This window comes from Xanthomonas sp. LMC-A-07, from assembly GCF_030208825.1.
GTDB lineage: Bacteria > Pseudomonadota > Gammaproteobacteria > Xanthomonadales > Xanthomonadaceae > Xanthomonas > Xanthomonas campestris.
Genome location: NZ_JARVTF010000006.1, coordinates 44877 through 69753, shown reverse-complemented (window position 1 = coordinate 69753; position 24877 = coordinate 44877). Strand labels below are relative to the sequence as shown.

The 24877-nt window shown below is 67.3% G+C and carries 20 protein-coding genes; 12 read left to right on the top strand and 8 right to left on the bottom strand.

Annotation, left to right across the window (positions count from 1 at the left end):
• Positions 1–151 precede the first annotated feature (151 nt).
• Together QRM89_RS06760 and QRM89_RS06755 are read right to left on the bottom strand one after the other, a co-directional pair.
• Positions 152–2653 (bottom strand): prolyl oligopeptidase family serine peptidase, encoded by a 2502-nt coding sequence (locus QRM89_RS06760; protein ID WP_285447603.1) that lies wholly within the window; start codon positions 2651–2653, stop codon positions 152–154.
• A gap of 112 nt (positions 2654–2765) precedes the next feature.
• Positions 2766–3653 carry an alpha/beta hydrolase gene (locus QRM89_RS06755; protein ID WP_285447602.1) on the bottom strand — a complete coding sequence of 296 codons (888 nt, stop codon included), beginning with the start codon at positions 3651–3653 and terminating at the stop codon, positions 2766–2768.
• 366 nt (positions 3654–4019) lie between these two features.
• Between QRM89_RS06755 and QRM89_RS06750 the strand changes: the two genes are divergently transcribed.
• Positions 4020–4952, top strand: coding sequence for a LysR family transcriptional regulator (locus QRM89_RS06750; RefSeq protein ID WP_285447637.1), 933 nt, complete (start codon positions 4020–4022; stop codon positions 4950–4952).
• 149 nt (positions 4953–5101) lie between these two features.
• On the opposite strand, the gene clsB is transcribed toward QRM89_RS06750, so the two are convergent.
• Positions 5102–5941 (bottom strand): cardiolipin synthase ClsB, encoded by an 840-nt coding sequence (clsB, locus tag QRM89_RS06745; RefSeq protein WP_285447636.1) that lies wholly within the window; start codon positions 5939–5941, stop codon positions 5102–5104.
• A 56-nt stretch (positions 5942–5997) separates the two neighbouring features.
• On the opposite strand from clsB, the gene QRM89_RS06740 reads away from it, so the two are divergent.
• Positions 5998–6312: a hypothetical protein gene (locus QRM89_RS06740; RefSeq protein ID WP_285447640.1), complete on the top strand. Its 315-nt coding sequence runs from the start codon at positions 5998–6000 to the stop codon at positions 6310–6312.
• On the opposite strand, the gene QRM89_RS06735 is transcribed toward QRM89_RS06740, so the two are convergent.
• From QRM89_RS06735 to QRM89_RS06725, 3 genes are all read right to left on the bottom strand, one after another.
• Positions 6279–7013, bottom strand: a complete 735-nt coding sequence (locus QRM89_RS06735; RefSeq protein WP_285447601.1) for an endonuclease/exonuclease/phosphatase family protein — start codon at positions 7011–7013, stop codon at positions 6279–6281. The genes QRM89_RS06740 and QRM89_RS06735 overlap by 34 nt on opposite strands.
• A 436-nt stretch (positions 7014–7449) precedes the next feature.
• On the bottom strand, positions 7450–8646 hold the full coding sequence (locus QRM89_RS06730) for an MFS transporter (protein ID WP_285447600.1): 1197 nt from the start codon (positions 8644–8646) through the stop codon (positions 7450–7452).
• 1000 nt (positions 8647–9646) lie between these two features.
• Complete coding sequence (locus QRM89_RS06725; protein ID WP_011035540.1) at positions 9647–10540, bottom strand: LysR family transcriptional regulator; 894 nt, start codon at positions 10538–10540, stop codon at positions 9647–9649.
• Positions 10541–10854: 314 nt separating this feature from the next.
• Here QRM89_RS06725 and QRM89_RS06720 point away from each other — a divergent pair, with 314 nt between their 5' ends.
• The 8 genes from QRM89_RS06720 to QRM89_RS06685 all read left to right on the top strand — a co-directional run bounded on the left by QRM89_RS06720 (position 10855) and on the right by QRM89_RS06685 (position 17476).
• Positions 10855–12126: an allantoate amidohydrolase gene (locus QRM89_RS06720; RefSeq protein ID WP_285447599.1), complete on the top strand. Its 1272-nt coding sequence runs from the start codon at positions 10855–10857 to the stop codon at positions 12124–12126.
• The gene (locus tag QRM89_RS06715) at positions 12116–13372 is read left to right on the top strand and encodes an alanine--glyoxylate aminotransferase family protein (RefSeq protein ID WP_285447598.1); all 1257 of its coding nucleotides are present in this window, start codon (positions 12116–12118) and stop codon (positions 13370–13372) included. The genes QRM89_RS06720 and QRM89_RS06715 overlap by 11 nt, the downstream gene beginning before the upstream one ends.
• Positions 13369–14259 carry an allantoinase PuuE gene (gene puuE / locus QRM89_RS06710; RefSeq protein WP_285447597.1) on the top strand — a complete coding sequence of 297 codons (891 nt, stop codon included), beginning with the start codon at positions 13369–13371 and terminating at the stop codon, positions 14257–14259. Before QRM89_RS06715 ends, puuE begins: the two co-directional genes overlap by 4 nt.
• Entirely contained in the window at positions 14256–14651 is a 396-nt protein-coding gene (hpxZ, locus tag QRM89_RS06705) for an oxalurate catabolism protein HpxZ (protein WP_285447596.1), read from the top strand. Before puuE ends, hpxZ begins: the two co-directional genes overlap by 4 nt.
• Entirely contained in the window at positions 14648–15139 is a 492-nt protein-coding gene (gene uraD / locus QRM89_RS06700; protein WP_274341445.1) for a 2-oxo-4-hydroxy-4-carboxy-5-ureidoimidazoline decarboxylase, read from the top strand. Before hpxZ ends, uraD begins: the two co-directional genes overlap by 4 nt.
• Complete coding sequence (hpyO, locus tag QRM89_RS06695; protein ID WP_285447595.1) at positions 15136–16557, top strand: FAD-dependent urate hydroxylase HpyO; 1422 nt, start codon at positions 15136–15138, stop codon at positions 16555–16557. Before uraD ends, hpyO begins: the two co-directional genes overlap by 4 nt.
• Positions 16554–16886: a hydroxyisourate hydrolase gene (gene uraH, locus QRM89_RS06690; RefSeq protein ID WP_285447594.1), complete on the top strand. Its 333-nt coding sequence runs from the start codon at positions 16554–16556 to the stop codon at positions 16884–16886. The genes hpyO and uraH overlap by 4 nt, the downstream gene beginning before the upstream one ends.
• Positions 16887–17002: 116 nt before the next feature.
• Positions 17003–17476 (top strand): DUF1456 family protein, encoded by a 474-nt coding sequence (locus tag QRM89_RS06685; RefSeq protein ID WP_285447593.1) that lies wholly within the window; start codon positions 17003–17005, stop codon positions 17474–17476.
• A gap of 306 nt (positions 17477–17782) precedes the next feature.
• On the opposite strand, the gene QRM89_RS06680 is transcribed toward QRM89_RS06685, so the two are convergent.
• Positions 17783–19900, bottom strand: a complete 2118-nt coding sequence (locus tag QRM89_RS06680) for a methyl-accepting chemotaxis protein (RefSeq protein ID WP_285447592.1) — start codon at positions 19898–19900, stop codon at positions 17783–17785.
• A gap of 162 nt (positions 19901–20062) precedes the next feature.
• On the opposite strand from QRM89_RS06680, the gene hrpB reads away from it, so the two are divergent.
• Both hrpB and QRM89_RS06670 read left to right on the top strand, forming a co-directional pair.
• Complete coding sequence (hrpB, locus tag QRM89_RS06675; protein ID WP_285447591.1) at positions 20063–22564, top strand: ATP-dependent helicase HrpB; 2502 nt, start codon at positions 20063–20065, stop codon at positions 22562–22564.
• A gap of 393 nt (positions 22565–22957) precedes the next feature.
• Positions 22958–23389: a hypothetical protein gene (locus QRM89_RS06670; protein WP_285447590.1), complete on the top strand. Its 432-nt coding sequence runs from the start codon at positions 22958–22960 to the stop codon at positions 23387–23389.
• Between the two features lie 340 nt (positions 23390–23729).
• On the opposite strand, the gene QRM89_RS06665 is transcribed toward QRM89_RS06670, so the two are convergent.
• Complete coding sequence (locus tag QRM89_RS06665; RefSeq protein ID WP_285447589.1) at positions 23730–24293, bottom strand: pseudouridine synthase; 564 nt, start codon at positions 24291–24293, stop codon at positions 23730–23732.
• Between the last annotated feature and the right edge of the window lie 584 nt (positions 24294–24877).

Sequence of the window (24877 nt, the reverse complement as noted above, 5' to 3'; positions counted from 1 at the left end):
CAGCACGCTCAGCGTGCGTCCCCGCGATGCAAAGGGACGTCACGCGAGGGACCGGCACGGCACGTGATCAATCGCCCACCGCGCTGGTCTGCAAGATGGAGCGCGGCGCCTGCTCAGCCGCTCCCCGCGCCATTCTTCAGGTTGCCGATATTTAGCGTTTTGGCGCTTGTTCGCGCGGTGGCGCATTCTTCACATAGCGATCGAACCAGTCGAGCATTTCCGCCACCAGGTCCTCGTTGGATTCGCGCGCGGTGTACCAGTGCGGTTCGAATGGCAGCAGCACCAGACGCGCAGTGCCGCCGTTGCCGCGGATCGCCTGGAACAGGCGTGGCGCTTGCGTGGTTTCCGTGCCCGGGTTGGCGTCGTCCATGCCATGCACGATCAGCAGCGGTTCGTTGATCTTGTCGGCATGAAAGAACGCCGACGCCTGTGCATAGACCTCGGGCGCCGCCCAGAACGAACGACGCTCGTTCTGGAAGCCGAACGGCGTCAGTGTCTTGTTGTAGCTGCCGCTGGTGGCGGCGCCGGCACGGAACAGATCGGTATGCGCCAACAGGTTGGCCGTCATCAGCGCGCCGTGGCTGTGGCCGGTGACGCCGATGCGTTGACGGTCAACCACACCCAGCTCCACGGCCTTGTCCACTGCGGCGGTGGCGTTGTCGACCAACTGCTGCAGATAGGTGTCGTAGGCGGTCTTGGGATCGCCGACGATCGGGAAGGCGGTTTCGTCGATGATGGCGTAGCCGGCCAGCAACAGCAGCTGATAATCCCACAGACGCGTGAAGTCGCGCTCGCTGGCGCCGCTGACCTGGCCGGCTTTGGAGGGGTCGGCATAGTCCAGCGGGTAGGCATACAGGATCGCCGGCACACGCGTGCCTTCGGTGTAGCCGGGCGGCGTGTACAGAGTGAACGACAACGCCACGCCATCCTTGCGCTTGTAGGTCACCAGTCGCTTCTTGATTTGCCGTACCAACGGCGTGGCGTCCGGGAAGTGTGTGATCGGCGTGGCGGTGGAGGCATACACGGCCTCGCCTGCGGCTGTGGGCGGCAACGGCTGACCGAGCGTGCGCAGATGGATGTTGGGCGGCGCTGTCGGCGACTGGTACCAGGTCAACAGGCGCGACGCGTCGTCGCCCGCAAACCCCAAGAACAACTCGTCGACATCGGCAGCGCTGCGGAACAGCCGCGTGGTCTTGCCGCTGGCCAGGTCGTAGCGGTCCAGAAAGGGACGGTCACCCGCCGGCGACGCGCCCTTGCCGCCCAGGAACAGCGCGCCTTGCTGCTCGCGCACCACGGATTGACCGTTGCCCAGCGTCTGCAGGACCGGCTTGCCCGGATCGGCGTACAGGTCATCGGTGGAGAGATCGAACAGCACACGTCCGGCAACGCCAGGGTGGTCGGTGTCCAGCAGCGTGGTGCGTCGCCAATGGCGGTTCTCGTCATAGTCATCCAGCAGCGCCTTTCCACCCTGGGCAAACCACGACAACCCGTCGAAGCGTTGCTGCACGCGTGCAAGCTCGCGTGGTTTGGCGGTGAATGGCGCTGACAGGGTCAGCAGTTTGTCGCGTGCCGGCACCGTCGCTTTCCAGTCGCCGCCATCCAGCGCTTCCGCCCAGATCAGCGTGGCCGGCTGATTGGCGCGCCAGGCATAGGCACGCGGTCCAGTTGGCACGCCTTGTACCGGCACACGGTCGGCGACCGGCAGCGTGGCCAACACGCGCTCGCTGCCGTTGCGTCGGTCGAGCACCGCCACATCGCGCGCGAAGCGTGCGTAGGTGGTGACATACGAATAAGGCCGCTTCAAGCGCTCCACCAGCACATGCGCCCCGTCCGGCGCACCATCGACCTCCGCGTAGACGGCCGGTGCTGCCAGCTTGGTCACGCTACCGTTGGCGACATTGACCGTGAGCAATTGTGAGGTTGCGTAATAGGTGAACAACGCCTCGTCTTCCGGGCTGGACAGCGTGTCGCGTGCTTCGTACGTGCTGCTCTCGCCCTTGCCCTGGATGGTCTCCTTGACCTCCGGGCCGGGCGGCACCGCTGCCTTGCGCGGCGCGGCGCCCAGGTCTTGCGGGACTGCCTTCACCAACAGCGTGTCGCAGCCGCCCAGCCATTGGATTTCGCCGTCGAGCACTGGATTGAGCTGCACGCCATCGATACGGCGCACGCTGCCGGTGGCCACGTCGCCAAGCCATAACTCCACACGATCGGCAGCGGTGTTGTTGAACGCGAAACGACGTCCATCCGGCGACCACACCGGTTGCGCGGGGCACGCCTCGGCCGGCAGTGCGATGTCTGTCTGCTTGCCGCTCGCGATATCGACCAGGCTCAAACCCGCAAGGCAGGAGCGAATGCCATAGCTATTGCGCCTGTCGTGCCGACTATGTGTGCGCGGCTCGACCCGCACGCCAGCGAGCTTCAGATAGGGCTCGGCCACGCGCGCAATCGGCGGATACGCAGTGCGCTGCGCCAGGAGCAGTGTCTTGCCCGTGGGATCCGGGAGTGATGAGGGATACAACGGCGCGCGCATCACGCTCAGCAATGGCTCCGGTGGTTGCCGGTAGCCGCCGTCGGGCGTTCCCGCAAACGCAGACGCTGCTAACAGGCTGGCAAGCACCAGCAACCCACTCCATCGGTGCGACGTGGCAATCATGGTGTCCCTTCGGAAGAATCACGACCAGACCGTAGCAGGTCGCTGCCAACCGATGCGGCACGCAGACGCACCCCCGTCGCTGCGTGCGTAGCAGGTGCGCGCAGCGACCGGCCTAGCCCACACCGCGCGGCAGCCGCTCCAGGAAATCGCCGATGTACTGCGCAATTTCCACCGCATGTGTCTCCAGCGCGAAGTGGCCGGCGTCGAGCAGATGCACCTCGGCGTTTGGCAGGTCCTTGCGATAGGCGTGTGCGCCTGCGGGAATGAAGGCCGGGTCGTGCTTGCCCCACACCGCGAGCAGCGGTGGCTGCTGCGCGCGGAAATACGCGTGGAATGCGTCATAGGCGGCCACATTGCTGCGGTAGTCCAGGATCAGGTCGAGCTGGATCTCTTCGGCACCCGGGCGCGCCATGTAGGCGATATCCAACGTATAGCCGTCCGGCGACAGCCTGGCCGGATCGGCACCGGTGCCGTACTGCCAGTCGCGGATGGTCTGCGGCGACAACGACGCGCGGCAGGCCTCGCGATGGGCGGACGTGGGGTCACGCCAGTACGCTTGCCAGAGCCCCCATTCGTCGCTGAAGCCTTCCAGATAGGCGTTGCCGTTCTGGCTGATGATGGCGCTGATCTTGTGCGGATTGGCCGCAGCTAGGCGCAACCCAATCGGCGCACCGTAGTCGAATACGTACAGGCTGTAGCGTGTGAGCCCGAGCGCTTCGGTAAAACCTTCGATCACCTTGTAGAGCTGCTCGAAGGTGTACGCAAACTGCCCGCGCGGCGGCGCCTGGGTATTGCCGAACCCTGGCAGATCCGGCGCGATCAGGCGATACCGGCTGGCCAGCAGCGGCATCAGGTCGCGGAACATATGGCTGGCACTAGGGAAGCCGTGCAACAGCAACAGCACCGGTGCGTCCTTGGGCCCGGCCTGGCGATAAAACACCCCCACATCGCCCACCTGCTGGGTATGGAAGGTGACGCGTGGGGTGGCGTTGCTGGACATGGAAAGCTCCTTGGTGGTCGAAGAGGTGAAAGCCGCGGCAGTGCTACTCACAGTGCCGGCGCCCAACGCAACAGCGGTCCCGACCGCATGTGCGAGTAGCTGGCGCCGCTTCAGGTCTGGCGCGGTGATGGCGGGCGCGGCAGCGGCAGATATGGGGAGTTGCGTCATGACGTTGCGGGCAGTGAACAGGTGGCAATGCTAGGCCTGGCCGCCAATGCGTAGAACCACCATGGCGCTCAATTCACCATTGCGGCCGCTGCAACGCGGCCATGCGTGCGCATGCGATACGGCGGGGAATGATCGCCGGACAAACCAGTGCCCCATGCGCCGGTGGATACTGTGCACTTCACCCAGACACAGCCACCGATGGACCGTATCCAGGAAATGACGTTGTTCGCCGCCCTGGCCGAGGACAGCAGCTTTGCCGGCGTGGCGCGGCGGCTCGGGCTATCCACCGCGACGGTCACGCGCACCATCGCACAACTGGAGAGCCGCCTCGGCGTGCTGCTTGTGGTGCGCACCACGCGCAGCATGCGGCTCACCGATGCCGGCCAACAGTTCGCCGCCGACTGCCGGCGCCTGCTCGCCGAACTTGAAGAGATGGAAGGCCGCGCCAGCGGGCTGCACGCGCACCCGAGCGGCCTGCTCACCGTCACCGCGCCGCAGATGTTTGGTGCGCTGCATGTCACGCCGGTACTGACGCGGTTTCTTGCGATGTATCCGTCCATCGCGATCCGCGCGGTGATGGTGGACCGCGTGGTGCCGCTACTGGAAGAAGGCATCGACGTGGCGGTGCGCATCGGCACGCTACCGGATTCGGGCCTGACCGCCATCCCGGTCGGCAGCGTGCGGCGCATGGTGGTCGCCTCCCCTGGCTATCTGGCCGCACACGGCACGCCGCAGCATCCCGACGCGCTGCGCACGCACGCCACCATCTCGACCTCCGCCGCAGAACGCGCGCACAAATGGCCGTTCCAGATCGACGGCACCGCACATCTGGTCACTGTGGAGTCGCGGCTCACCGTCAGCGCGTTCAATGCTGCGATCAGTGCGGCACTGCAGGGCTGGGGGCTGACGCAAGCGCCGTCGTATCAGGTGCGTGCTCACCTGCAAGCGGGCACGCTGTGCAGCGTGCTCGATGCGTTCGAGATCGCCCCCGAACCGGTGCACGTGGTGTATCTGGCCGGCCGCCGTGGTTCCTCCAAAGTGCGCAGTTTCGTGGAGGCCTGCGTGACCTCGCTGCGGCAGGATTTGGGCTTCGACCAACGTGCAGCGCAGGTAGCGCCGGCACACCTGTGATGCGCGGTGCCAGATAGATCGCGGTACATGCCGATGCACCGAATATCGACACGTACCCACGTCTTCACCAATGCAGGGGTAACCCTCGAACGATCACAGCCGTCGTTCTACGCAGGCACGCGCCCGGCCGATGTGGGCAATGCATCGGCTCATGCAAACTGGCCACGCAGGTGGCGCGCCCATCGCGAAAAATAGCGCATCACGTGGAACAGCAATGGCCGTGTCAGCAGATCCCAGAAGCGGCTGCGTGGGACGTGTGCCGGCTCCACGCGCTGGCAGTGATGGGTCATCAACCGTTGCAGGCGCTCACGCAAGACCTTTGCGAAGGCATGGTTGCGTACCAGCACGTTCGCCTCCAGGTTCAGTGCCAGGCTCAGTGGATCCAGGTTGCTGGAACCGACCGTACTCCAGTGCCCATCGATCACCGCAACCTTGCCATGGAAAGGCCGCTCGCAGTACTCGAAGACCTGCACACCGGCAGCGAGCAGCTGGCGGTACAGCAGGCGCGCCGCCAACAAGGCAAGCGGGGTGTCGGGTTGTCCCTGCACGATGAGGCGCACCTGGACGCCGCGCCGCGCGGCCGCACACAGATCACGCAGACATCCGTAGCCCGGGAAGAAGTACGCGTTGGCGATGATGATTTCCTGCCGCGCATCGGCAAATGCCTGCCGGTACGCCTGTTCGATGCTGCGCGAGCGTGAGCCGTTGTCACGCGCGATAAAGCAAACCTCGCCGCCCTCGGCAGCTGTTGATGCCGGCGATGACGGATCCGGCGTCCAGCCCTCGCCGGTCCCACTGCCACGCGCGGCCTGCTGCATGAAGGCAGCGATATCACGCACCACCGGCCCCTGCAGCTCGATGGCGTAATCCTGCTTCCCCTGCGGCCCCGACCCGGCCAGTTGATCGACCGAATAGTTGATGCCGCCGACGAAGGCAATGGCCTGGTCGACGACGAGCAGCTTGCGATGCAGGCGGCGGAACACGTTGATGCGTCTGCGCAGCGGTGTGGGCTCCGGGTCGAACAGGCGCAGTCGAACAGGCGCAGTTGCACGCCTGCCTCGGCAAGGTCGCGTACGTACTGCGCGGACAGTGTGCGCGAGCCGAATGCATCCACCAGCAGGTGTACCCGCACGCCGCGTTGTGCCGCGTCGATCAGGTGCTGCTTCAATTGCAGGCCCACCGCATCGTCGAACAGGATGAACGTTTCCAGCAGAATCGCGTCTTGCGCGGCGGCGATCATCTGGTAAATGCGTGCGAAGTAGTCCTCGCCATTTTCCAGCAGGCGCATGCGATGCCCTTGGCGCCAGCAGAGCGCGCGCTGCTGACTCATGGCGCGATACTCGCCAGTAACGGCAGATGATCGGAGAGCCGCGACCACGGCGGACCGGACAAGACGCGCGCCTGCACCACCCGCAGATTGCGCAGATAGATGCGGTCCAGCGGCAAGATGGGAAAGCGCGAGGGAAAGCTGCGTGCCAAGCGCCCGTGCATGCATTCGACGGCCTCGACCAGACCACAGCGCGCAAGCAGCGGATGGCCGCGCGCCCGCCAGTCGTTGAAGTCGCCCGCCACCACGACCGGCGCATCGGCCGGGAGCGCAGCCACGCGCGCGCATAGCAGGCCGATCTGCTGCTGCCGGTGCGCCTCGTGCAAGCCGAGGTGCACGCAGAACACGTGTAGCTCCTCCGACCAGCCCGGCACCTGCAGCACCGAGTGCAGCACACCCCGTGGCTCGTGGCCGGGCACGGACACATCGTGATTGGCGAAACTTGAGATAGGAAACTTCGACAACACCGCGTTGCCATGGTGCCCGTGCGGATACACCGCATTGCGCCCATAGGAGAACTGCGGCCACAGCGTTTCCGCGAGATATTCGTAGTGCGCCACGGCAGGCCACTGCGCATGTCGCCGGGCGTGCAGCGTGTGTTCGCCCAGGACTTCCTGCAGGCACACGATCTCGGCGCAGACCTCGCGAATGGCCTCACGCAACGCGGCAAGAATGAAGCGCCGCTTGAGCAGGTCAAAGCCCATGTGGGCATTGAGGGTCAGGACATTGATCAACGGATGTCAGTTGCGTGGGGCTGACGACCGATTGTGCCGATGACGTGTTCAGTGCATGTGTGAGCGCGCGGCCGGCGTTGTGCCAGCGACCGCTCGGCCTCCTTTGAGTCAGCACCTGTGCGGATGAGATGGATCGGCTCGCTTGCTCGATCCGTCTGCTGTTTGGCGGTGATTTGGACGCAGCCGATCTACCTAGCGCATCGTCGATCAAGCTCTACAACGGCAGCAAGCAGAGTGCCTGACCAGTCGCCAGGCTGCACGCGTTGCACGGAGAGCTCTGTCGCGCTCCAAGCTGCGTATGACCTCTCGCGGCCGCTGAGCACGTACATCGCACATGCACACCAGCCAGATCAGGCTTACGTGGCTCACCACACAAGTCGGCGTAAACCCTAAAATCGTTTCGCCGCGCGGGCCGAAATTGATGAGGATTTCACGGTCAAGGCTGCAACCGCGCGCCATTACCGGCCACCAGCGATGCAGCCAGCAGCAGCACGCTGGCACCGATGAACGTGGCGGCGATGGAGACGTGATCCAGCAGCACGCCGCCCAGTGCGCCACCGAGCATGATGGCCAGCTGGATGGCGGCCACCATCAGGCCGCCACCGGCTTCCGGTGCGTCCTTGATGCAGCGGCTCAGCCAGGTGGACCACGCCACCGGTAGTGCCGAATTGAGCGTGCCCCACGCAATCATCGCGATTGCCACGCCCCACAGCAGATGGCTGGTCAGCAGCATCGCCAGGGTGGCCACGCCCAGCGCCACCGGCACCACCGTGAGCAGGCTGAACAAGCGCTTCGGCAGCAGAGCCGTGGCTGCATACGTGCCGGCAAAACCGGCCAGGCCCAGCCCGAGCAGCAGCAACGACAAGTGGGATACATCCACGTGCGCGGCGTTCTCCAGGAACGGGCGGAAATAGGTAAACGCAGAGAACGCACCGGCGAAGCCCAACATGATCGCCAGCATCGCGCGCGCCACGTAGCGACGCTTGAGCAATGCGGCGATGCTGCCCAGCGAGGTGCCACCCTGCGCAGGCAAGGATGGCAGGCTGCGCCACTGCCAGACGATGGTCAGCGCCACCAACGGCACCATGCCCCAGAAGACGCCACGCCAGCCGATCACCGCGCCCAGATAGCTACCCAACGGCGCGGCAAATGCGGTCGCCACCGCGTTGCCGATGTAGACGATGCCCAGCGCCTTGGGTACCGCCTCTTCCGGCATCATGCGCATCACCGTGGCGGTGGCCAGTGCCCAAAAACCACCGATGGTGATCCCCAGCAGCGCACGCGCTGCCATCAACATGCCGAACGAATGCGCATTGGCGATCAGCAGCAACGACAGCAACATCACCGCGCTCAGGCTGATCAGCACATGCCGGCGATTGAAGCGCGACGTGAGTGGCGCGATGAGCAGGCTGGCCAGCACCGCACACAACCCCGAGATGGAGATGGCCTGCCCGGCCATGCCGGCGGTCGCATGCAAATCAGCCGCGATCGGCGTGAGCAGGCTGACCGGCATGAACTCTGAAGCGATCAACAACGCCACGCACAACGATAACGACCCCACCGCACTCCAGGTCTGGCGGCTGGCGCTGGGCGCTGTGCGCACGGCGGCGGAAGCAGTGGATGCGGAAGACATGCAGGATCCTTTGAAGACTGGAACGGGAGAGCGCCACTGCGCTTTAGCGCCGCACATGACGGCGTGGGAGTACCGAGCTGTGGCGTACGCATACGCTGCGCCGTGAGGCATTGTTCTGAAGAAGTCACGGTTGGCGCATAGCGCCCACGCCGCAACGCACGCAGCGTTGCAAGCCTCAACAAGGGCAACGCCAGGCTGCGCAGCGTACGCAGAATGGCCAGTGCGATAAAGCTGGGCAAGCCGCATGGGCTTATGAGCGCTGTTCATTGGCTCGTGTGCGTTCCCGCTGCCTGGCCGTCTGCGGCATCTGTCTACTCAGGCACGGGCGGAGGTCATGCGCCCGGTGCGGAACGCGGCACCGGCTGGCCACGCACATGCCCTCCGTAGGAGCGCGCTTGCGCGCGATGGGGTGTTACCGGGACAGCTTCATCGCGCGCAAACGCGCTCCTACGTGATGTGCTCCGCCGTCACGGATGGCAGTCACAGTCACGCGTGCAACGCCTCCGCTAAACAGGCAAAGCTGCGGCGCCTGGTCTGATGTCACGACACTTCCGCACGCGTCGGCGGTCGTAGGAGTGCGCTTGCGCGCGATGGGGCGTCACCGCGACAGCTTCATCGCGCGCAAGCGCGCTCCTACATGCTGTGTGCCGCCGTCACGGATGGCGGTCACAATCACGCATACGACACCTCTGCCAAACAGGCGAATCTGTTGTGGCTGGTCTGATGTCACGACACTTCCGCACGCGTCGGCGGTCGTAGGAGCGCGCTTGCGCGCGATGGGGCGTTGCCGGGACAGCTTCTTCGCGCGCGAGCGCGCTCCTACGTGGTGTGCGATGACGACAGCGTTGGTGTAGTCCGGCCTATCGCGCACCGCACCGCCGGGAAAGCCAGTGGCAATTGCACCGGGCGCCACCGTGTTGCCCGTGATACTGCGCGGCCCCAACTCCCTGGCCAGTTACACGCTCAGGATTTCGACCGCGTCCCAACACCAGCGCAACCCTCAGCCCTTATGCCGCAGCGCCTCCAGCACCAGGTTGAACGCGGGCGAGGAATGCCGGCGGCTGGGGTAGAACGCATGCAGGCCAGGCCAGGTGGGTGACCAGTCCTTCATCACCCAGCGCAGCCGCCCGGCCTTGATGTGCGGCCGGGCCAGGTCTTCCTGCACGAAGGCAATGCCGAATCCCTGTAGCGCCGCATCCAGCGCTTCATAGATGCTGTTGAAGGTGAGCTGGCCCTCCACGCGCACCGCGATCTCGCGGCCGTCCTTTTCCAGTTCCCAGGCGTAGATGCCGCCGGCGGTGGTCATGCGCAGGTTGATGCACAGGTGCGCGGTGAGATCCTGCGGGGTCTTGGGCAGCGGCCGGCGTTCCAGGTAGGCCGGCGAGGCGATCAATGCCATGCGCATGTCCGGCGCGATGCGCGCGGCGATCATGTCTTTTTCCACCTGGTCGCCCAGGCGCACGCCGAGATCGTAGCGGTCGGCCACGATGTCGGTCAGGCCGTTGTCCACCACTAGTTCCACCTTGATGTCCGGGTACTGGCGCAGCAGCACCGCCAGCTTGGGCCACAGGATTTCGCGCGCGGCATAGTCGGTGGCGGTGATGCGCACACTGCCGGCCGGGGTGTCGCGCATCTCACTCAGCGCCGACAGCGCCTCTTCGATCTCGGCAAAGCGCGGCGCCACCGTCTGGATCAGGCGCTCGCCGGCCTCGGTCGGCGCCACGCTGCGGGTGGTGCGGGTGAGCAGGCGCAGGCCGAGCGTCGCCTCCAGGCCGCGGATGGTGTGGCTGAGCGCCGACTGCGACACCCCCAGCTTTGCCGCGGCCCGGGTGAAGCTGCCTTCCCGCACGATGGCGATCAGCGCCAGCAGGTCCTTGAAATTATCGCGCGCCATTGGTGAATCCGATTCATGCCCCGCACCGACTGTAACAGTCCGGCAATGGGCCTGGCACGCCCGGTCGGCGATGCCCGCAGCACGGAATTCGGCCGCTGCGTGTGTCCGCGCTCCCCTGTGCAGGCGCTTGCTCCAGGCCCGTCGCATTTTTTGCAACGCCAACCTCGAAAAAAACCGCTTTGGGGCGACACGACCGCGTTCGTATAGTCGAGACGCCTCCTCCCGCCCCGCAACACGGGCCACCACATCGAGCACGCAGACATGCCACAGCCCACCGCTGCGTTCGCCCTGCCCCACCGCTCCCGGGTAGCCGCATGCTGAGTGCGGTGGCCAGCAACGCCCCCGTTGCCTCCGGCGCACGGGCCGTGGCGCGCTGTGATGCGCTGGGCGTGGCGCCTTTCAGCGATACCCCCACCGGTCTGTTCCGCAGCTGGCTCAGCCCGGCGCATCGGGCCGCCACCGAGCAGGTGGGCACGTGGATGCGCCAGGCCGGCATGCAGGTGCGCCTGGATGCGGCCGCCAATCTGGTCGGGCGCTACGAAGGCGCGCATGCGCACGCTCCGACGCTGTTGATCGGCAGCCACCTGGACAGCGTGCGCTCGGCCGGGCGCTATGACGGCCCGCTGGGCGTGCTGCTCGGCATCGAATGCGTGGCCGCGCTGCACGCACAAGGGCGCCGGCTGCCGTTTGCGATCGAAGTCATTGGGTTCGGCGATGAAGAAGGCTCGCGCTTTCCGGCATCGATGTTCTGTAGCCGCGCGGTGGCCGGCACGCTGGATGCGGCCTCCCTGGCCGTGCGCGATCCAGACGGCGTCGACGTGGCCACCGCGCTGGCTGCGTGGGGCCTGGACGCTGCACGCCTGCACGAGGCCGCGCGCGCGCCGGGCAGCGTGCTGGCGTATCTGGAAACGCATATCGAACAAGGCCCGGTGCTGGAAGTCGCGCAGCTGCCGGTTGGCATCGTCACCGGCATCGCCGCGCAACGGCGCTTCCGGCTGCGCTTCGACGGCCGCGCCGGCCACGCCGGCACCACCACCATGGCGCTGCGCCGCGATGCCTTGAGCGCGGCCGCCGAAGCGCTGCTGATGATCGAGCAGATCGCGCGCAGTGGCGGCGACGATCTGGTTGCCACCGTTGGCAAGCTGGAGGTCGCCCCCGGCGCCATCAACGTGGTGCCCGGCCGCGTGGACTGCACGCTGGACGTGCGCGCCGGCGATGACCACCGCCGCGACGCTGCAGTGGCGCAGATCGAACGCGCCCTGGAGCAGGTGGCCGCCGCGCGCGGCGTTGCCATCGCCGTCGAGCCGCTGCAGGCACTGGCGGCCAGCCCTTGCGCGCCGGCATTGATCGCCCGCCTGACGCAAGCGGTCGCCGCGCAGGGCATCACACCACGGCCGCTGGTCTCCGGCGCCGGGCACGACGCCATGGTGATGGCGGCGCTCTGCCCCACCGCGATGCTGTTCGTGCGCTGCGCCGGCGGCATCAGCCATCATCCGGACGAACACGTCGACCCGGCCGATGCCGAGGTCGCCCTGGCGGTGATGCGCCATTTCATCGAACACTTCGGAGCTCCCATTGGCACCTGACCTGCGCCACCTGCACACCTTCGGCGAACTGGATCCGCCGCAACGCCTGTTGATGGGCCCCGGCCCGGTCAATGCGCATCCACGCGTGCTGCGTGCGATGGCGGCCGACCTGCTGGGCCAGTTCGACCCGGAAATGACCACCTACATGAACGAGGTGATGGCGCTGTACCGCCCCTTGTTCGGCACCCAGAACCGCTGGACCTTTTTGGTCGATGGCACGGCGCGCGCCGGCATCGAAGCCGCGCTGGTGTCGCTAGCGCAGCCGGGCGACCGCGTGCTGGTGATCAACTTCGGCCGCTTCGGTTTGTTGCTGACCGAAATCCTTGGCCGGCTCGGCGCCGAGGTCCACACCGTGGATGCACCGTGGGGCGAGGTGGTGCCGCTGGCGGCGATTGCCGAGGCGATCACACGCGTGGCACCCAAGCTGGTGGCCACCGTGCACGGCGACACCTCCACCACCATGGCGCAGCCGCTGGATGGGCTGGGCGCGCTGTGCCGCGCAGCGGGCGCGCTGTCTTACGTGGACGCCACCGCCACCATCGGCGGCATGGACATCGCCAGCGACCGCTGGGAGGTGGACGTGGTCACCGCGGGGCTGCAGAAATGCCTGGGCGGGCCGTCCGGCTCGGCGCCGATCACTGTCTCTGCCGCGGCAGCGGAGGCGATCTTTGCGCGGCGGCATGTCGAACGCGGCATCGTGCGCGAGGACATCGCCAACGGCAGCGGCCCACGCATCGCCTCCAATTATTTCGACTTGGCGATGATCATGGACTACTGGTCCGACAAGCGCCTCAATCACCACACCGAAGCCACCACCATGCTGTACGGCGCGCGCGAATGCGCACGCGTGGCCTTGCAGGAAGGCCTGGAGGCGCGCTACGCCCGGCATGCCGCTGCCGGCCGCGCCGTCAGTGCCGGCGTGCGCGCACTGGGGCTGGAGGTGTTCGGCGACGATGCGCACCGCATGAGCAATGTCACCGGCGTGGTCATCCCGCACGGCGTCGACAGTGAAGCGGTGCGGCGGCGCATGCGCGAGGATTTCGAGATCGAGATCGGCACCGCGTTCGGACCGCTGCAAGGCAGGATCTGGCGCATCGGTGCGATGGGCTACAACGCGATGAAGCACAAGGTGCTGCTCACCCTGGCCGCACTGGAAGCGGTGCTGCGCGCCGAGGGCTACGCCTGCACCCAAGGCCTGGCGGTCGAAGCCGCACGCGCCGCCTGGCATGCGGAGCCGGCTGCATGAGTGCGGCGCGCGATCTGGTCGGTTATGGCGCCACGCCGCCACCGGCGCAATGGCCAGGTGGCGCGCGCATCGCCGTGCAGTTCGTCATCAACTATGAAGAAGGCGCGGAAAACTGCGTGCTCAACGGCGATGCCGGTTCGGAAGCGTTCCTGTCGGAAATGGTCGGCGCGCCGTCGCATCCGGGCGCACGCGCCATGGCGATGGAAAGCCTGTACGAATACGGCAGCCGCGCCGGGTTCTGGCGGCTGCATCGGCTGTTCAGCGCGCGCGGCGTTCCGGTCACCGTGTTCGGTGTCGCCACCGCGCTTGCGGCCAATCCCGAGGCGGTGGCGGCGATGCAATCGGCCGACTGGGAAATCGCCAGCCACGGGCTGCGCTGGATCGACTACCAGCACGTGGATGCAGCCACCGAGCGCGCGCATCTGGCACAGGCCATCGCCCTGCATACGCAAGTCACCGGCAGCCGCCCGCTTGGCTGGTATCAAGGCCGCACCAGCCCCAACACCGCGCGTCTGGTGGCCGAGGAAGGCGGCTTTGTCTACGACGCCGACAGCTATGCCGACGACGTGCCGTACTACGACCGGCGCCACGGCCGTGCGCAACTGATCGTGCCGTACACGCTCGATGTCAACGACATGAAATTCGTCGCCTACAACGGTTTTGCCGATGGCGAGCCCTTCTTCCGCTATCTGCACGACAGCTTCGAACAGCTGCGCAGCGAAGGCGGGCGCATGCTCTCCATCGGCCTGCACGGGCGCATCGTCGGCAAGCCGGCGCGTGCTGCGGCGCTGGCACGTTTTGTCGATCACGTGCTGGCCAGTGGCGATGCCTGGGTTGCACGCCGTATCGACATCGCGCGCCACTGGCTACAGGTGCACCCGGCATGAGCATCGACACGGCCAGCATCGATCTACCGGAGGTGATCGCCCAGGTCACCGCGGCATTCCATGCGTATGAGCAGGCCTTGATGCACGACGATATCGCCGCGATGGATGCGCTGTTCCATGCGGCGCCAAGCACGGTGCGTTATGGCGTGGGCGACGTGCTGTACGGCAGCGAGGCGATCCGTGCATTTCGCATCGGCCGTGGCGGCTCGCCGCAGCGCCGGCTCGTGCACGTTGCGGTGCACGGCTTCGGCCAGGATCTTGCCACCACGCATGCGGAATTCGTGCGCGAGGGCAGCACCGCGCACGGCCGCCAGAGCCAGACCTGGGTGCGCTTTGCCGATGGCTGGAAAGTGGTGGCTGCGCACGTCTCGCTGCAAGGCAGCCACGCATGAGCGTGATCGATGCCAACGCGCTGGACACTGCCGCTTTCGTAGCGCGCTACCGCGCGCTATTCGAACATTCGCCGTGGGTGGTCGAACGCGCTGCGCGCCGCCGCCCGTTCGACGATGTGTTTGGCGGATTGATGCAGGTGGTGTACGACGCCTCACCCGACGATCAGCTGGCGCTGATCCGCGCGCATCCGGAGCTGGCCGGCAGGGCCGCAATCGACCGCACCCTCACCGCCGCCTCCGCCGCCGAGCAGGCCTCGGCCGGCCTGGACCGGCTCGACGAAGACGAATTCAACCGCTTCCACGCACTCAACCACGCCTACCGGCAGCGCTTTGGATTCCCCTTCGTGATCTGCGTGCGCCTGCAGGACAAGGCCGGAATCCTGGCCGAACTGCAGCGCCGCCTGGACGCATCACGCAACGACGAAATCGCCACCGCCCTCGCCGAGATCGGCAAGATCGTGCACCTGCGCCTGGAGGCATTGCCATGAGCCTGGCTCAACTCGAACACGCGCTGCAACACGACCTGCAACGCCTCGCCCACGGCGGCGAACCCTGGGTGCGCCCGCGCGTCCACCCGGCCGGCCATGTGTACGACGTGGTCATCGTCGGCGCCGGGCAGAGCGGCCTGGGCGCGGCCTTCGCCCTGCAACGCGAGCGCGTGCAGAACGTGTTGGTGATCGACGAAAACCCGCCCGGGCAGGAGGGCCCCTGGATCACCTACGCACGCATGCAGACGCTGCGCACGCCCAAGCAGATCACTTCGATCGACCTGGGCGTGCCCACGCTCACCTTCCGCGCCTGGTGGGAAGCCCAGCACGGCGCCGCCGGCTGGGACGCGCTGGACAAGATTCCGCGCGGCACCTGGATGGACTACCTGCGCTGGTACCGCGCGGCGCTGCGGCTGCCGGTGCGCAATGCCACCCAGCTGGTGCGCATCGAGCCAGACGCCGCGCCCGGCATCCATCGCCTGCACCTGGCAATGGGCGCGCCGCTGATGGCGCGCAAGATCATCCTGGCCACCGGCATCCAGGGCGGCGGCCAATGGCAGGTGCCGGAGTGGATCACCCAGGCCCTGCCGGCGCAGCGCTACGCGCATACCTCCGGGCCCATCGATTACGCCGCATTGGCCGGCAAGCGCGTGGGCATCCTGGGCGGCGGCGCCTCGGCGTTCGACAACGCCTGCTTCGCGCTGGACCAGGGCGTGGCGCGTGCGGAGGTGTTCGTGCGCCGTGCCGCGCTGCCGCGGGTCAACCCGATCCGCCACATGGAACAGGCCGGCATCATTCCGCGCTTCGCCGCCCTGCCCGACGCCGACAAGTACCGGATGATGGCCAGCTTCTTCGGCCGCAACCAACCGCCCACCAACGACACCTTCCAGCGCGCCTGCGCGCATGCCGGCTTTGCGCTGCACCTGGACGCGCCATGGCTGGGCGTGGAAGAACGCAACGACGCGGTGGTGGTGCGCACCCCGCAGGGCGAGCACCGTTTCGACTTCCTGGCCATCGCCACCGGCCTGGTCACCGACCCGCGGCTGCGCCCGGAGCTGGCCGCGCTGTCCGGGCGCATCGCCTGCTGGGCCGACCGCTACCAGGCCCCGCCCGGCCAGGCCAATCCGGTACTGGACGCACACCCCTACCTGGGCCCCGGATTCGAGCTGCTGCCCCGCACGCCCGACGATGCCGCCGCGGTGCACGGGCTGTTCGCCTTCAACTATTCGGCGCTGATCAACCACGGCCTGTCCGCAGCGGCGTTGTCGGGACTGAAGGTGGCGCTGCCGCGGCTGGCCCGTGCAGTGGCCGACCAGCTGTTTCTGGACGACCGCCAGGCCATGGTCGAGGCCTACCTGGGCTACGACCAGGCCGAATTCGTCGGCCAATGGCCACAGCCCACGCAGGCGGTGGCATGAGCACGCTCTCCACCCATGTGCTCGACACCGCCGCCGGCCGCCCGGCTGCGGGCGTCGCGCTGCGCCTGTTCGCCGGCGACACCCTGTGCCTGGAGGCGGCCACCGATGCCGACGGGCGCTGCCCGGCCCTGGCCACGTTGCATCTGGCAAGGGGCCGCTACCGGCTGGAGTTCGACGTGGCCGGCTACTGGCAGGCCAGCGGCACCGCGCTGGCCGACCCGCCGTTCCTGGAGATGGTGCCGATCGTCTTCAACCTGGGCGAGCATGGCCATTACCACGTGCCGCTGCTGCTGTCGCCTTACGGCTATTCCACCTATCGCGGCAGCTGATCTGCGCCGGTGCGGGCCGCGTCACCGGCGCAAGCGGCACCGACCACACGCCCGGTTTCACCGCGCGCCCGTAGAATGGCCGCTTTCCGGCACCGCGCCGGAGCTCCGGAACCGCCATGATTCACAACGATGTACTGCGCAGCATCCGCTACATGCTCGACCTCAGCGACGACAAGGTGGTGGAGATCGCCCAGCTCGCCGACCCCGAGTTCGCGCTCGACAAGCCGCAGGTACAGGCCTGGCTGAAGAAAGAAGACGAGCCCGGTTTCGAGCCCTGCAGCGATGCGATGCTGGCGCGCTTTTTGGACGGCCTGGTGCTGCGCTTCCGCGGCCGCGACGAAAGCCAGCCGCCGCGCCCGCTGGAAACCCGCGTCGGCAACAACCTGGTGCTGAAGAAGCTGCGCGTGGCCTTCGAACTGAAGGACGTGGACATGCACGCCATCTTCGCCAACGCCGGCTTCCCGCTGTCCAAGCCGGAACTGTCGGCACTGTTCCGCCAACCCGGCCACAAGAACTTCCGCCCCTGCGGCGACCAGCTGCTACGCGCCTTCCTCAAGGGCCTCACCGCCCGCATGCGCGAAGCCGGCTAAGCCTCCGACTAGCAGGCGCCTGCTCAACCGGCAGGCGGCCATGTGCATGGAACCGGCATGGACGACGCGTACGTTCCGGTCCCTTCGCAGCATTGCACCCTCTGACCGCCGCTGACGGCGTCTCGCGGCCGCCCCAACGCTACCTGCCGTGCAACGGCCGTTGCGGGTGATGAAGCTCGGCACGCCAGTGCGCCGCACCTGCACGCATCGCAGCGTGTGAGAGGGCAGCAATGCACCCACGCTGCGACCCGCACGACCTCGATGCAGCCTGATGACACGGCCACATCGCCAGGTCGATGCGCTTGCTCAGGCAGCGGCCACCAGACGCGGGCGCCGTGCATCCAGGCGGAACACCGAGACCGCTTCGCTCAGTTCCACGGCCTGTTCTTCCATCGCACGTGCCGCGGCCGAGGCTTCTTCCACCAGCGCGGCGTTGCGCTGGGTGGTTTCGTCCATGTCATTGACCGTGCGTGCTACCTGTTCGATGCCGGACGACTGCTCGCGCGACGCCGCGGAAATCTCCGCGATCAAGGTGGTGACCTGCTGCACCGACTGCACGATCTGCTGCATCGTCTGCCCGGCCTGCTCCACCCGTGCACTGCCGCGTTCGACGCTATCCACCGAGGCGTCGATCAAGTGCTTGACCTCCTTGGCGGCACCGGCCGAGCGCTGCGCCAGCGCACGCACTTCCGAGGCCACTACCGCAAATCCACGGCCCTGCTCGCCGGCGCGCGCCGCTTCTACCGCAGCGTTCAGGGCCAGGATATTGGTCTGGAACGCAATGCCGTCGATGACGCTGATGATCTCGGCGATCTTCTTTGACGACACTTCGATTTCGCCCATCGTCTCCACCACGCTGCCCACCATGTCGCCGCCACGGCCGGCGATGTCGGCTGCCGCCTGCGCGCCGCGACTGGCCTGCTGCGCGGTGTCGGCGTTCTGCCGCACGGTCGAGGTGAGTTCCTCCATCGAGGCGGCCGTTTCTTCCAGGTTGGCGGCCTGTTGTTCGGTGCGTTGGGCCAGGTCGGCATTGCCGGCGGCAATTTCCGCCGAAGCAGTGCGGATGGTCTGCGCCGCCAGCGTGATATCGCCGACGATGTCGGTGAGCCGCTGCACGGTGGCGTTGGCATCGTCACGCATGCGCGCGAATACGCCTTGCTGGTTGCCGTGCATGCGCGCGGTCAGGTCGCCGTCGGCAATGGCCTTGAGCAACTGCGACAGCTCGCCCAGGTTGTGGTCCACGTTGTGCATCAGGCCATTGAGGCCTTCCACCATGCCGCGGAATTCGAACTGATACGCCTGCGCATTGCCGCGCGTGGCGAAGTCGCCGGCTGCCGCGGCCTCGACCAGCCCGCGGATTTCGCCGTTGATGGCGGCCAGGTTGTGCTTGGTGGTGTCCATGGCTTCGGTGATGCGTGCCTTTTCGCCCGGCAAACGCGGCATGTCCACCGACATGTCGCCCACCGCGTAATGCTGCATCACCTGCAACATGTCGCCGATCAGGCCCACTTGCGCACCCACCAGGCCGTTGGTGTCGCCCACCATGCGGCCGTAGGCGCCCGGGAATGCGTCGGCGTCCATCCGGTAGCTCATTTCGCCGGCTTCATGCCGCTGCGCCATGTCGGCCTGCGCGCTGGAAACATCGGTGAGCGTGCTGACCACCTGGGTCATGGCCTGGCCCAGCAGGCCGATTTCATCGCGGTTGCCGATCACCGCACGTGCGGCCAGATCGCCGGCCGCCACCGAACGCGCCGCCCGCGCCACGGTTTCGATCGGGCGCACGATGGAACGGCGGATCCACCAGCCCAGCACCACCACCAGGCACAGCGCAGCGGCAATCGTCGCCACGCCGGCATACACCAGCTTCTGCTGCGCTGCCTGGGCACTGGCGAGCACCGCGGCGTCCGCCAGCGTCTTGGCACGGGTCACCAGTGCCTCCAGGGTCTGGCTGGGCGCGCGGTCCTGCCCCTTCACCAGCGCATCGCCCACTTGGGTGTCATAGCCGGCATCGGCGAACTTGCCCAAAGCGGCTTCGTAATGCGCCTGCAGGGTCAGATGCGCCTTGGCGAATTCCTGCGCCAGCGCGCGCGCCTGCGCATCCGACAAGGTCTTGGCCAGCGCTTCGGTACCGGCCTGCACCTTGCTGCCCTGCGCGCGGAAGGCGCTCAAGTGCTTGTCCAGCTGCGCCGGGTCGCGGCCGCGGATCAACACATTCTTCCATTCCTGCACCTGCATGCGGAAATCGCGGGTGACCTCTTCGCTCGCCGATGCCTGTGCCACTTCCAGCGGCACCTTGCCGGACAGGCTCAACCACGCGGTTCCCAGGCCCCCGAGCGCGCACAGCAGGATGACCGATAGACCCAGCGCGAGCGCGCCAAGCAATTTGCTTTGCAGACTGATGAAGCGGGGGGACGGGGAGGACATACCGGAGATCCACTGGAGGATGTCTTGTTGATATCGACGCGCCTGCCTGGCACTGAAGTCTGCGGCAGGCCACGGCGGACGGGCCACGGACACCGTGTGGGTCAGTCCCGGACACGGCCGGTCATCGCCCGCGCCACCCCGCCCCCAGTATCCTTGCCGCGCATGAGTGACCCTGCCTTTCCGATTTCCCCGCTGCTGCCGCAGATCCGCGACAGCCTCGCCGCCCATCCGCGTCTGGTGCTGGAAGCGCCGCCCGGCGCCGGCAAGACCACCCAGGTGCCGTTGGCGCTGCTGGATGCGCCCTGGCTGGCGGGCCGCAGCATCGTGATGCTGGAACCACGCCGGGTGGCCGCGCGCAGCGCCGCGCTGTTCATGGCGCGCCAGCTCGGCGAGCCGGTCGGCGAGACCGTGGGCTACCGCATACGCTTCGAGAACAAGACCTCCGCGCGCACGCGGATCGAGGTGGTCACCGAGGGCATCCTGACCCGCATGCTGCAGGACGACCCGATGCTGGAACGCGTGGGCGCGCTGCTCTTCGACGAATTCCACGAACGGCACCTGGCCGGCGACCTGGGTCTGGCGTTGGCGCTGGATGTGCAGAGCCAGGTGCGCGAGGACCTGCGCATCGTGGCGATGTCGGCCACGCTGGATGGCGAGCGCCTGGCCAGTTTTCTCGATGCCCCACGCCTGAGCAGTGCCGGGCGCAGCTACCCGGTGGAAGTGGCGCATTTTCCGGCGCGTCGCGACGAAGCGCTGGAGCCGCAGACCCGCCGCGCGGTGGAACATGCGCTGGCCACGCATCCTGGCGACGTGCTGGTGTTCCTGCCCGGTCAACGCGAGATCGCACGCGTGCAGGCGGCCTTGCAGGACGCGCTGGATCCGGCAATGCAGCTGCTGCCGCTGCACGGCGAGCTGCCGGTGGAGGCACAAAGCCAGGTGCTGCAGCCCGACCCGCAGGGCCGGCGCCGCGTGGTGCTGGCCACCAACGTGGCCGAGTCGTCGGTGACGCTGCCGGGCGTGCGCGTGGTGATCGACAGCGGGCTGGCGCGCGAGCCGCATTACGACCCCAACAGCGGCTTTTCGCGGCTGGACGTGACAAATATCGCGCAGGCCTCGGCCGATCAACGCGCCGGCCGGGCCGGGCGCGTGGCCAGCGGCTGGGCTTACCGGCTGTGGCCGCAATCGCAGCGGCTGGAGCCGCAGCGCCGCGCCGAGATCACCCAGGTGGAACTGACCGGCCTGGCGCTGGAACTGGCCGCCTGGGGCAGCGATGCGCTGCGCTTCGTCGATGCCCCGCCCAGCGGCGCACTGGCCGCCGCGCGCGAGCTGTTGCAGCGGCTGGGCGGTTTGAACGCAGGGGGCGGTATCACGGCGTTGGGACGGCGCATGCTGGCCCTGGGCACGCACCCGCGCCTGGCCGCACTGCTGGCACAGGCCGGCACATCGGCGCGGCTGGCGCTGGCCTGCGACCTGGCCGCACTGCTGGAAGCCCGCGACCCCCTCCGCCAAGGCGGCGACGGGCTGGCCGCGCGCTGGCGGGCGCTGGCCGCGTTCCGCCAGGGCCGCACTGGCGCGGATGCCAACCGCGGTGCGCTGGCCGCGATCGATGCCGCCGCCAAACAGTGGCGCCGCCGCCTGCGCTGCGATGCCACCCCACCCACCAGCGTGGAGGCGCATGCGCTGGGCGATCTGCTCTCGCATGCGTTTCCGGACCGCATCGCCGCACGCCACCCCACTGACCCGCTGCGCTACCTGTTGGCCAATGGCCGCAGCGCGCGCCTGTTCGACCACAGTGACCTGCGCGGCGAACCGTGGCTGGTCGCCAGCGAATTGCGTTACGAAGCCAAGGACGCCTTGTTGCTGCGCGCCGCACCGGTGGACGAAGGCTATCTGCGCCAGAGCGTGCCCGAGCGCTTCGTGCAGCAGGACGTGGTGCAGTGGGATGCCGACAAACGCGCACTGGTTGCACGGCGGCAGTCCAGCTTCGACCGCATCGTGCTGGACAGCCGCCCGGCCGGCCGCGTCGACCCGGCCCAGGCCGCCGCCGCGCTCACCGAGGCGGTCCGCCAGCTGGGGCTGGACGCCTTGCCGTGGACCGATGGGCTCCGCCAGTGGCGCGCGCGGGTGGTGTCGCTGCGTGCCTGGATGCCGGAACTCGGCCTGCCAGACCTCTCCGACACCGCACTGCTGGCCTCGCTCGACCACTGGCTGCGCCCAGCGTTTGCCGGCAAGAGCCGGCTGGATGCGCTGGACGAAGCCAGCCTGGGCGAAGCACTCAAGGCCGCGCTGCCCTGGGAGCGCCGGCAGGCCATCGACCGCCACGCGCCCACCCGCATCAGCGTGCCCTCGGGCATGGAACGCGCCATCACCTACGCGCTGGATCACGACCAGCAGCCGCTGCCGCCGGTGCTGGCGGTCAAACTGCAGGAGCTGTTCGGCCTGGCCGAAACCCCGCGGGTGGCCGATGGCCGCATCCCGCTCACCCTGCACCTGCTCTCACCCGGTGGGCGGCCGTTGCAGGTGACCCAGGACCTGAAGAGCTTCTGGGCCACCACCTACCCGGACGTCAAAAAGGAAATGAAAGGCCGCTACCCACGGCACCCCTGGCCAGACGATCCCTGGACCGCCCACGCCACGCATCGGGCCAAACCCAGGGGCACCTGAGGCAATCGTGCGGCTGCATGGGCGCAGGGATGCGTGCCGTGCGATGCGTGCGCAAACCCCGGCAAAACTGCGGCCTGGCACCAGGCCATACGGCACGCAGGACAAGTCCCGGACTTTGCCCGTGCGCGAAGCCTCGGTTTTGTGTTGGCACACGCCACGCGGATAGCGCCACGTACCCGTGTGCAGCTGCAGAGCGCCGCGCTTGCCACGATAAAACTGCGGTCCGCAGCGTGCTCTGCCCCACGCCAACCGCCGTGCCCGGCCAGCGCTGCCGAGCAGCCCGCCGCGCGCCAATCCTAACCGCGAGCAAAACGCGCGCAGCCGCGCTAACACTGCCTATACGCGCCAGCGCACAGACTGCGCCCCACGATACTCAGAAAGGAAACGCCCCCAATGAGCAAGCTGACAGTGATCACCGAACGCGCCCTGGAGCGTGCCCTGGAACTGGCAGGCAATGCCGGCGACCACCTGCGTCACGCGGCTTCCAATGCGGGCGACCAGGCACGTCATGCCGGCAGCAGCCTGCGCCACTTCGGCCCCGGTGCCAGCGAGTGGCTGAAGACGGGCGCAGCGCTCGGTGCCGTGCGCACCGGCGGCAAGGTTGCCACGCGGCTGGTCAAGCGCAATCCGGCCGTCACGGTCGCCGCAGCGGTCGCCGGCATCGGCCTGATCGGTTATGCGGTGTATCGCAAGCGCAAGCGTGATCAGGAAGTGCTGGGCGGCAACGTGCATCGTCTGGACCGTGAGCACGCGAGCAACGCCAATGCCCGTCGCGCCGCGTACCAGCGTCGCGGTGCAGTGACACCGAGCGACGGCATCGAATAAGCAGCCGCGCTGTAATACCCTTTGACGCCACGGCTGACACCGTGGCGTTTTTCGTTGTGGCACCGGATGTTTCCGGCGGTCTAGGGACGCACGTGCGTCTTCGTTCTTGCGGCTTGGTTCCGGCGTCTAGCGTCTTCAGCTCAGCGGTGAGTCGCAAGACACTGCATGCAAGCTGGCAGCCATTTGCGCGGCCAGGCGCCATCCGGTGACCGTACGGCACTGGCACCGCGGAGCAGCGTCGTGCATCGATGGCGCAATCAGCACTGTTCGCGCCTGTACGCCCGACGGCCTTCTCAGCGCAACGGTTGCACGTGACCAGGATGACGCAGACCTCGACCGATCAACGCGCCGGCCGCACCGCACGCGCGTCGTCCACGCGCCACTGCCCGGGCTGTAGCGACGCCAGCGACCATCCGCCGATAGCAACGCGCACCAGGCGCAAGGTGGGCAGGCCCACCGACGCCGTCATGCGCCGCACCTGGCGGTTGCGTCCCTCGGTGATCTGCACTTCCAGCCAGGCATCGGGCACGGTCTTGCGCACACGCACCGGCGGATCGCGCGGCCACAACCCGGGCGCGCACTCCAGCCTGCGTACGTTGGCCGGGCGCGTCGGGCCGTCGTTGAGCAGCACGCCATCGCATAGCGCCTGCAGCTGTGCCGCATCCGGGTCGCCTTCCACCTGCACCCAATACGTCTTGGGCTGCTTGTGGCGCGGGTCGGTTAGCCGATGCGCCAGCGGGCCATCGTCGGTGAGCAGCAGCAGTCCTTCGCTGTCGTGGTCCAGGCGCCCGGCCGCATACACCTGCGGCGGCAGGCCGAACTCGGCCAGCGTGCGCTTGGGTGGCGTGGAGCGGTCACTGAATTGCGACAGCACACCGTACGGCTTGTTCAACAACACCAACATCGGAGCCCATCCAGGCAGATCGCGGAAGGCGACATGATCGGGCAATCGGCAGCGCGTGGGAAATCGCGGGCAGCACATGGAGCTGCGGTGCGCAACCCACATCTCAGGGAACGCGCTGACGACAGCGATGCAGCGACTTTTTCCTGGTTCCCGAAGGCCTTACGCCCTCTGGAAGGTCCGTGGAGGCACAGCATGTGCGATCGCTTCAACCAAGCACTCATGCTCGCGGCTGCTGATCGGCCGTTACCCCGCATTGCCGATCCTTAGCGAAGTGTCGGTGATACAGGGTACGGCGTAGCTCAGCGGCTGTGCACGTGCAACCAATATCTACGGCTCATGCGGTTTGCGAATTGCGAATTGCGAATTGCGAATTGCATCAATGAGCAATTCGTCGATCTCATTGCAAGCCGCCCTATCGGCGCACTGATGAGTCACAAAAGTACAGCGCAATGCGCAGCACTCACCACGCCCTGAGCCAATTCAAAGCAACAAAAAATGGCGCAGACACGCAGAGCGCCGCGCCACTTACCAACTGCCATCAACCCAGCAGAAGCTGCGCCAGCCCATTGACCGGCGCAGCCACC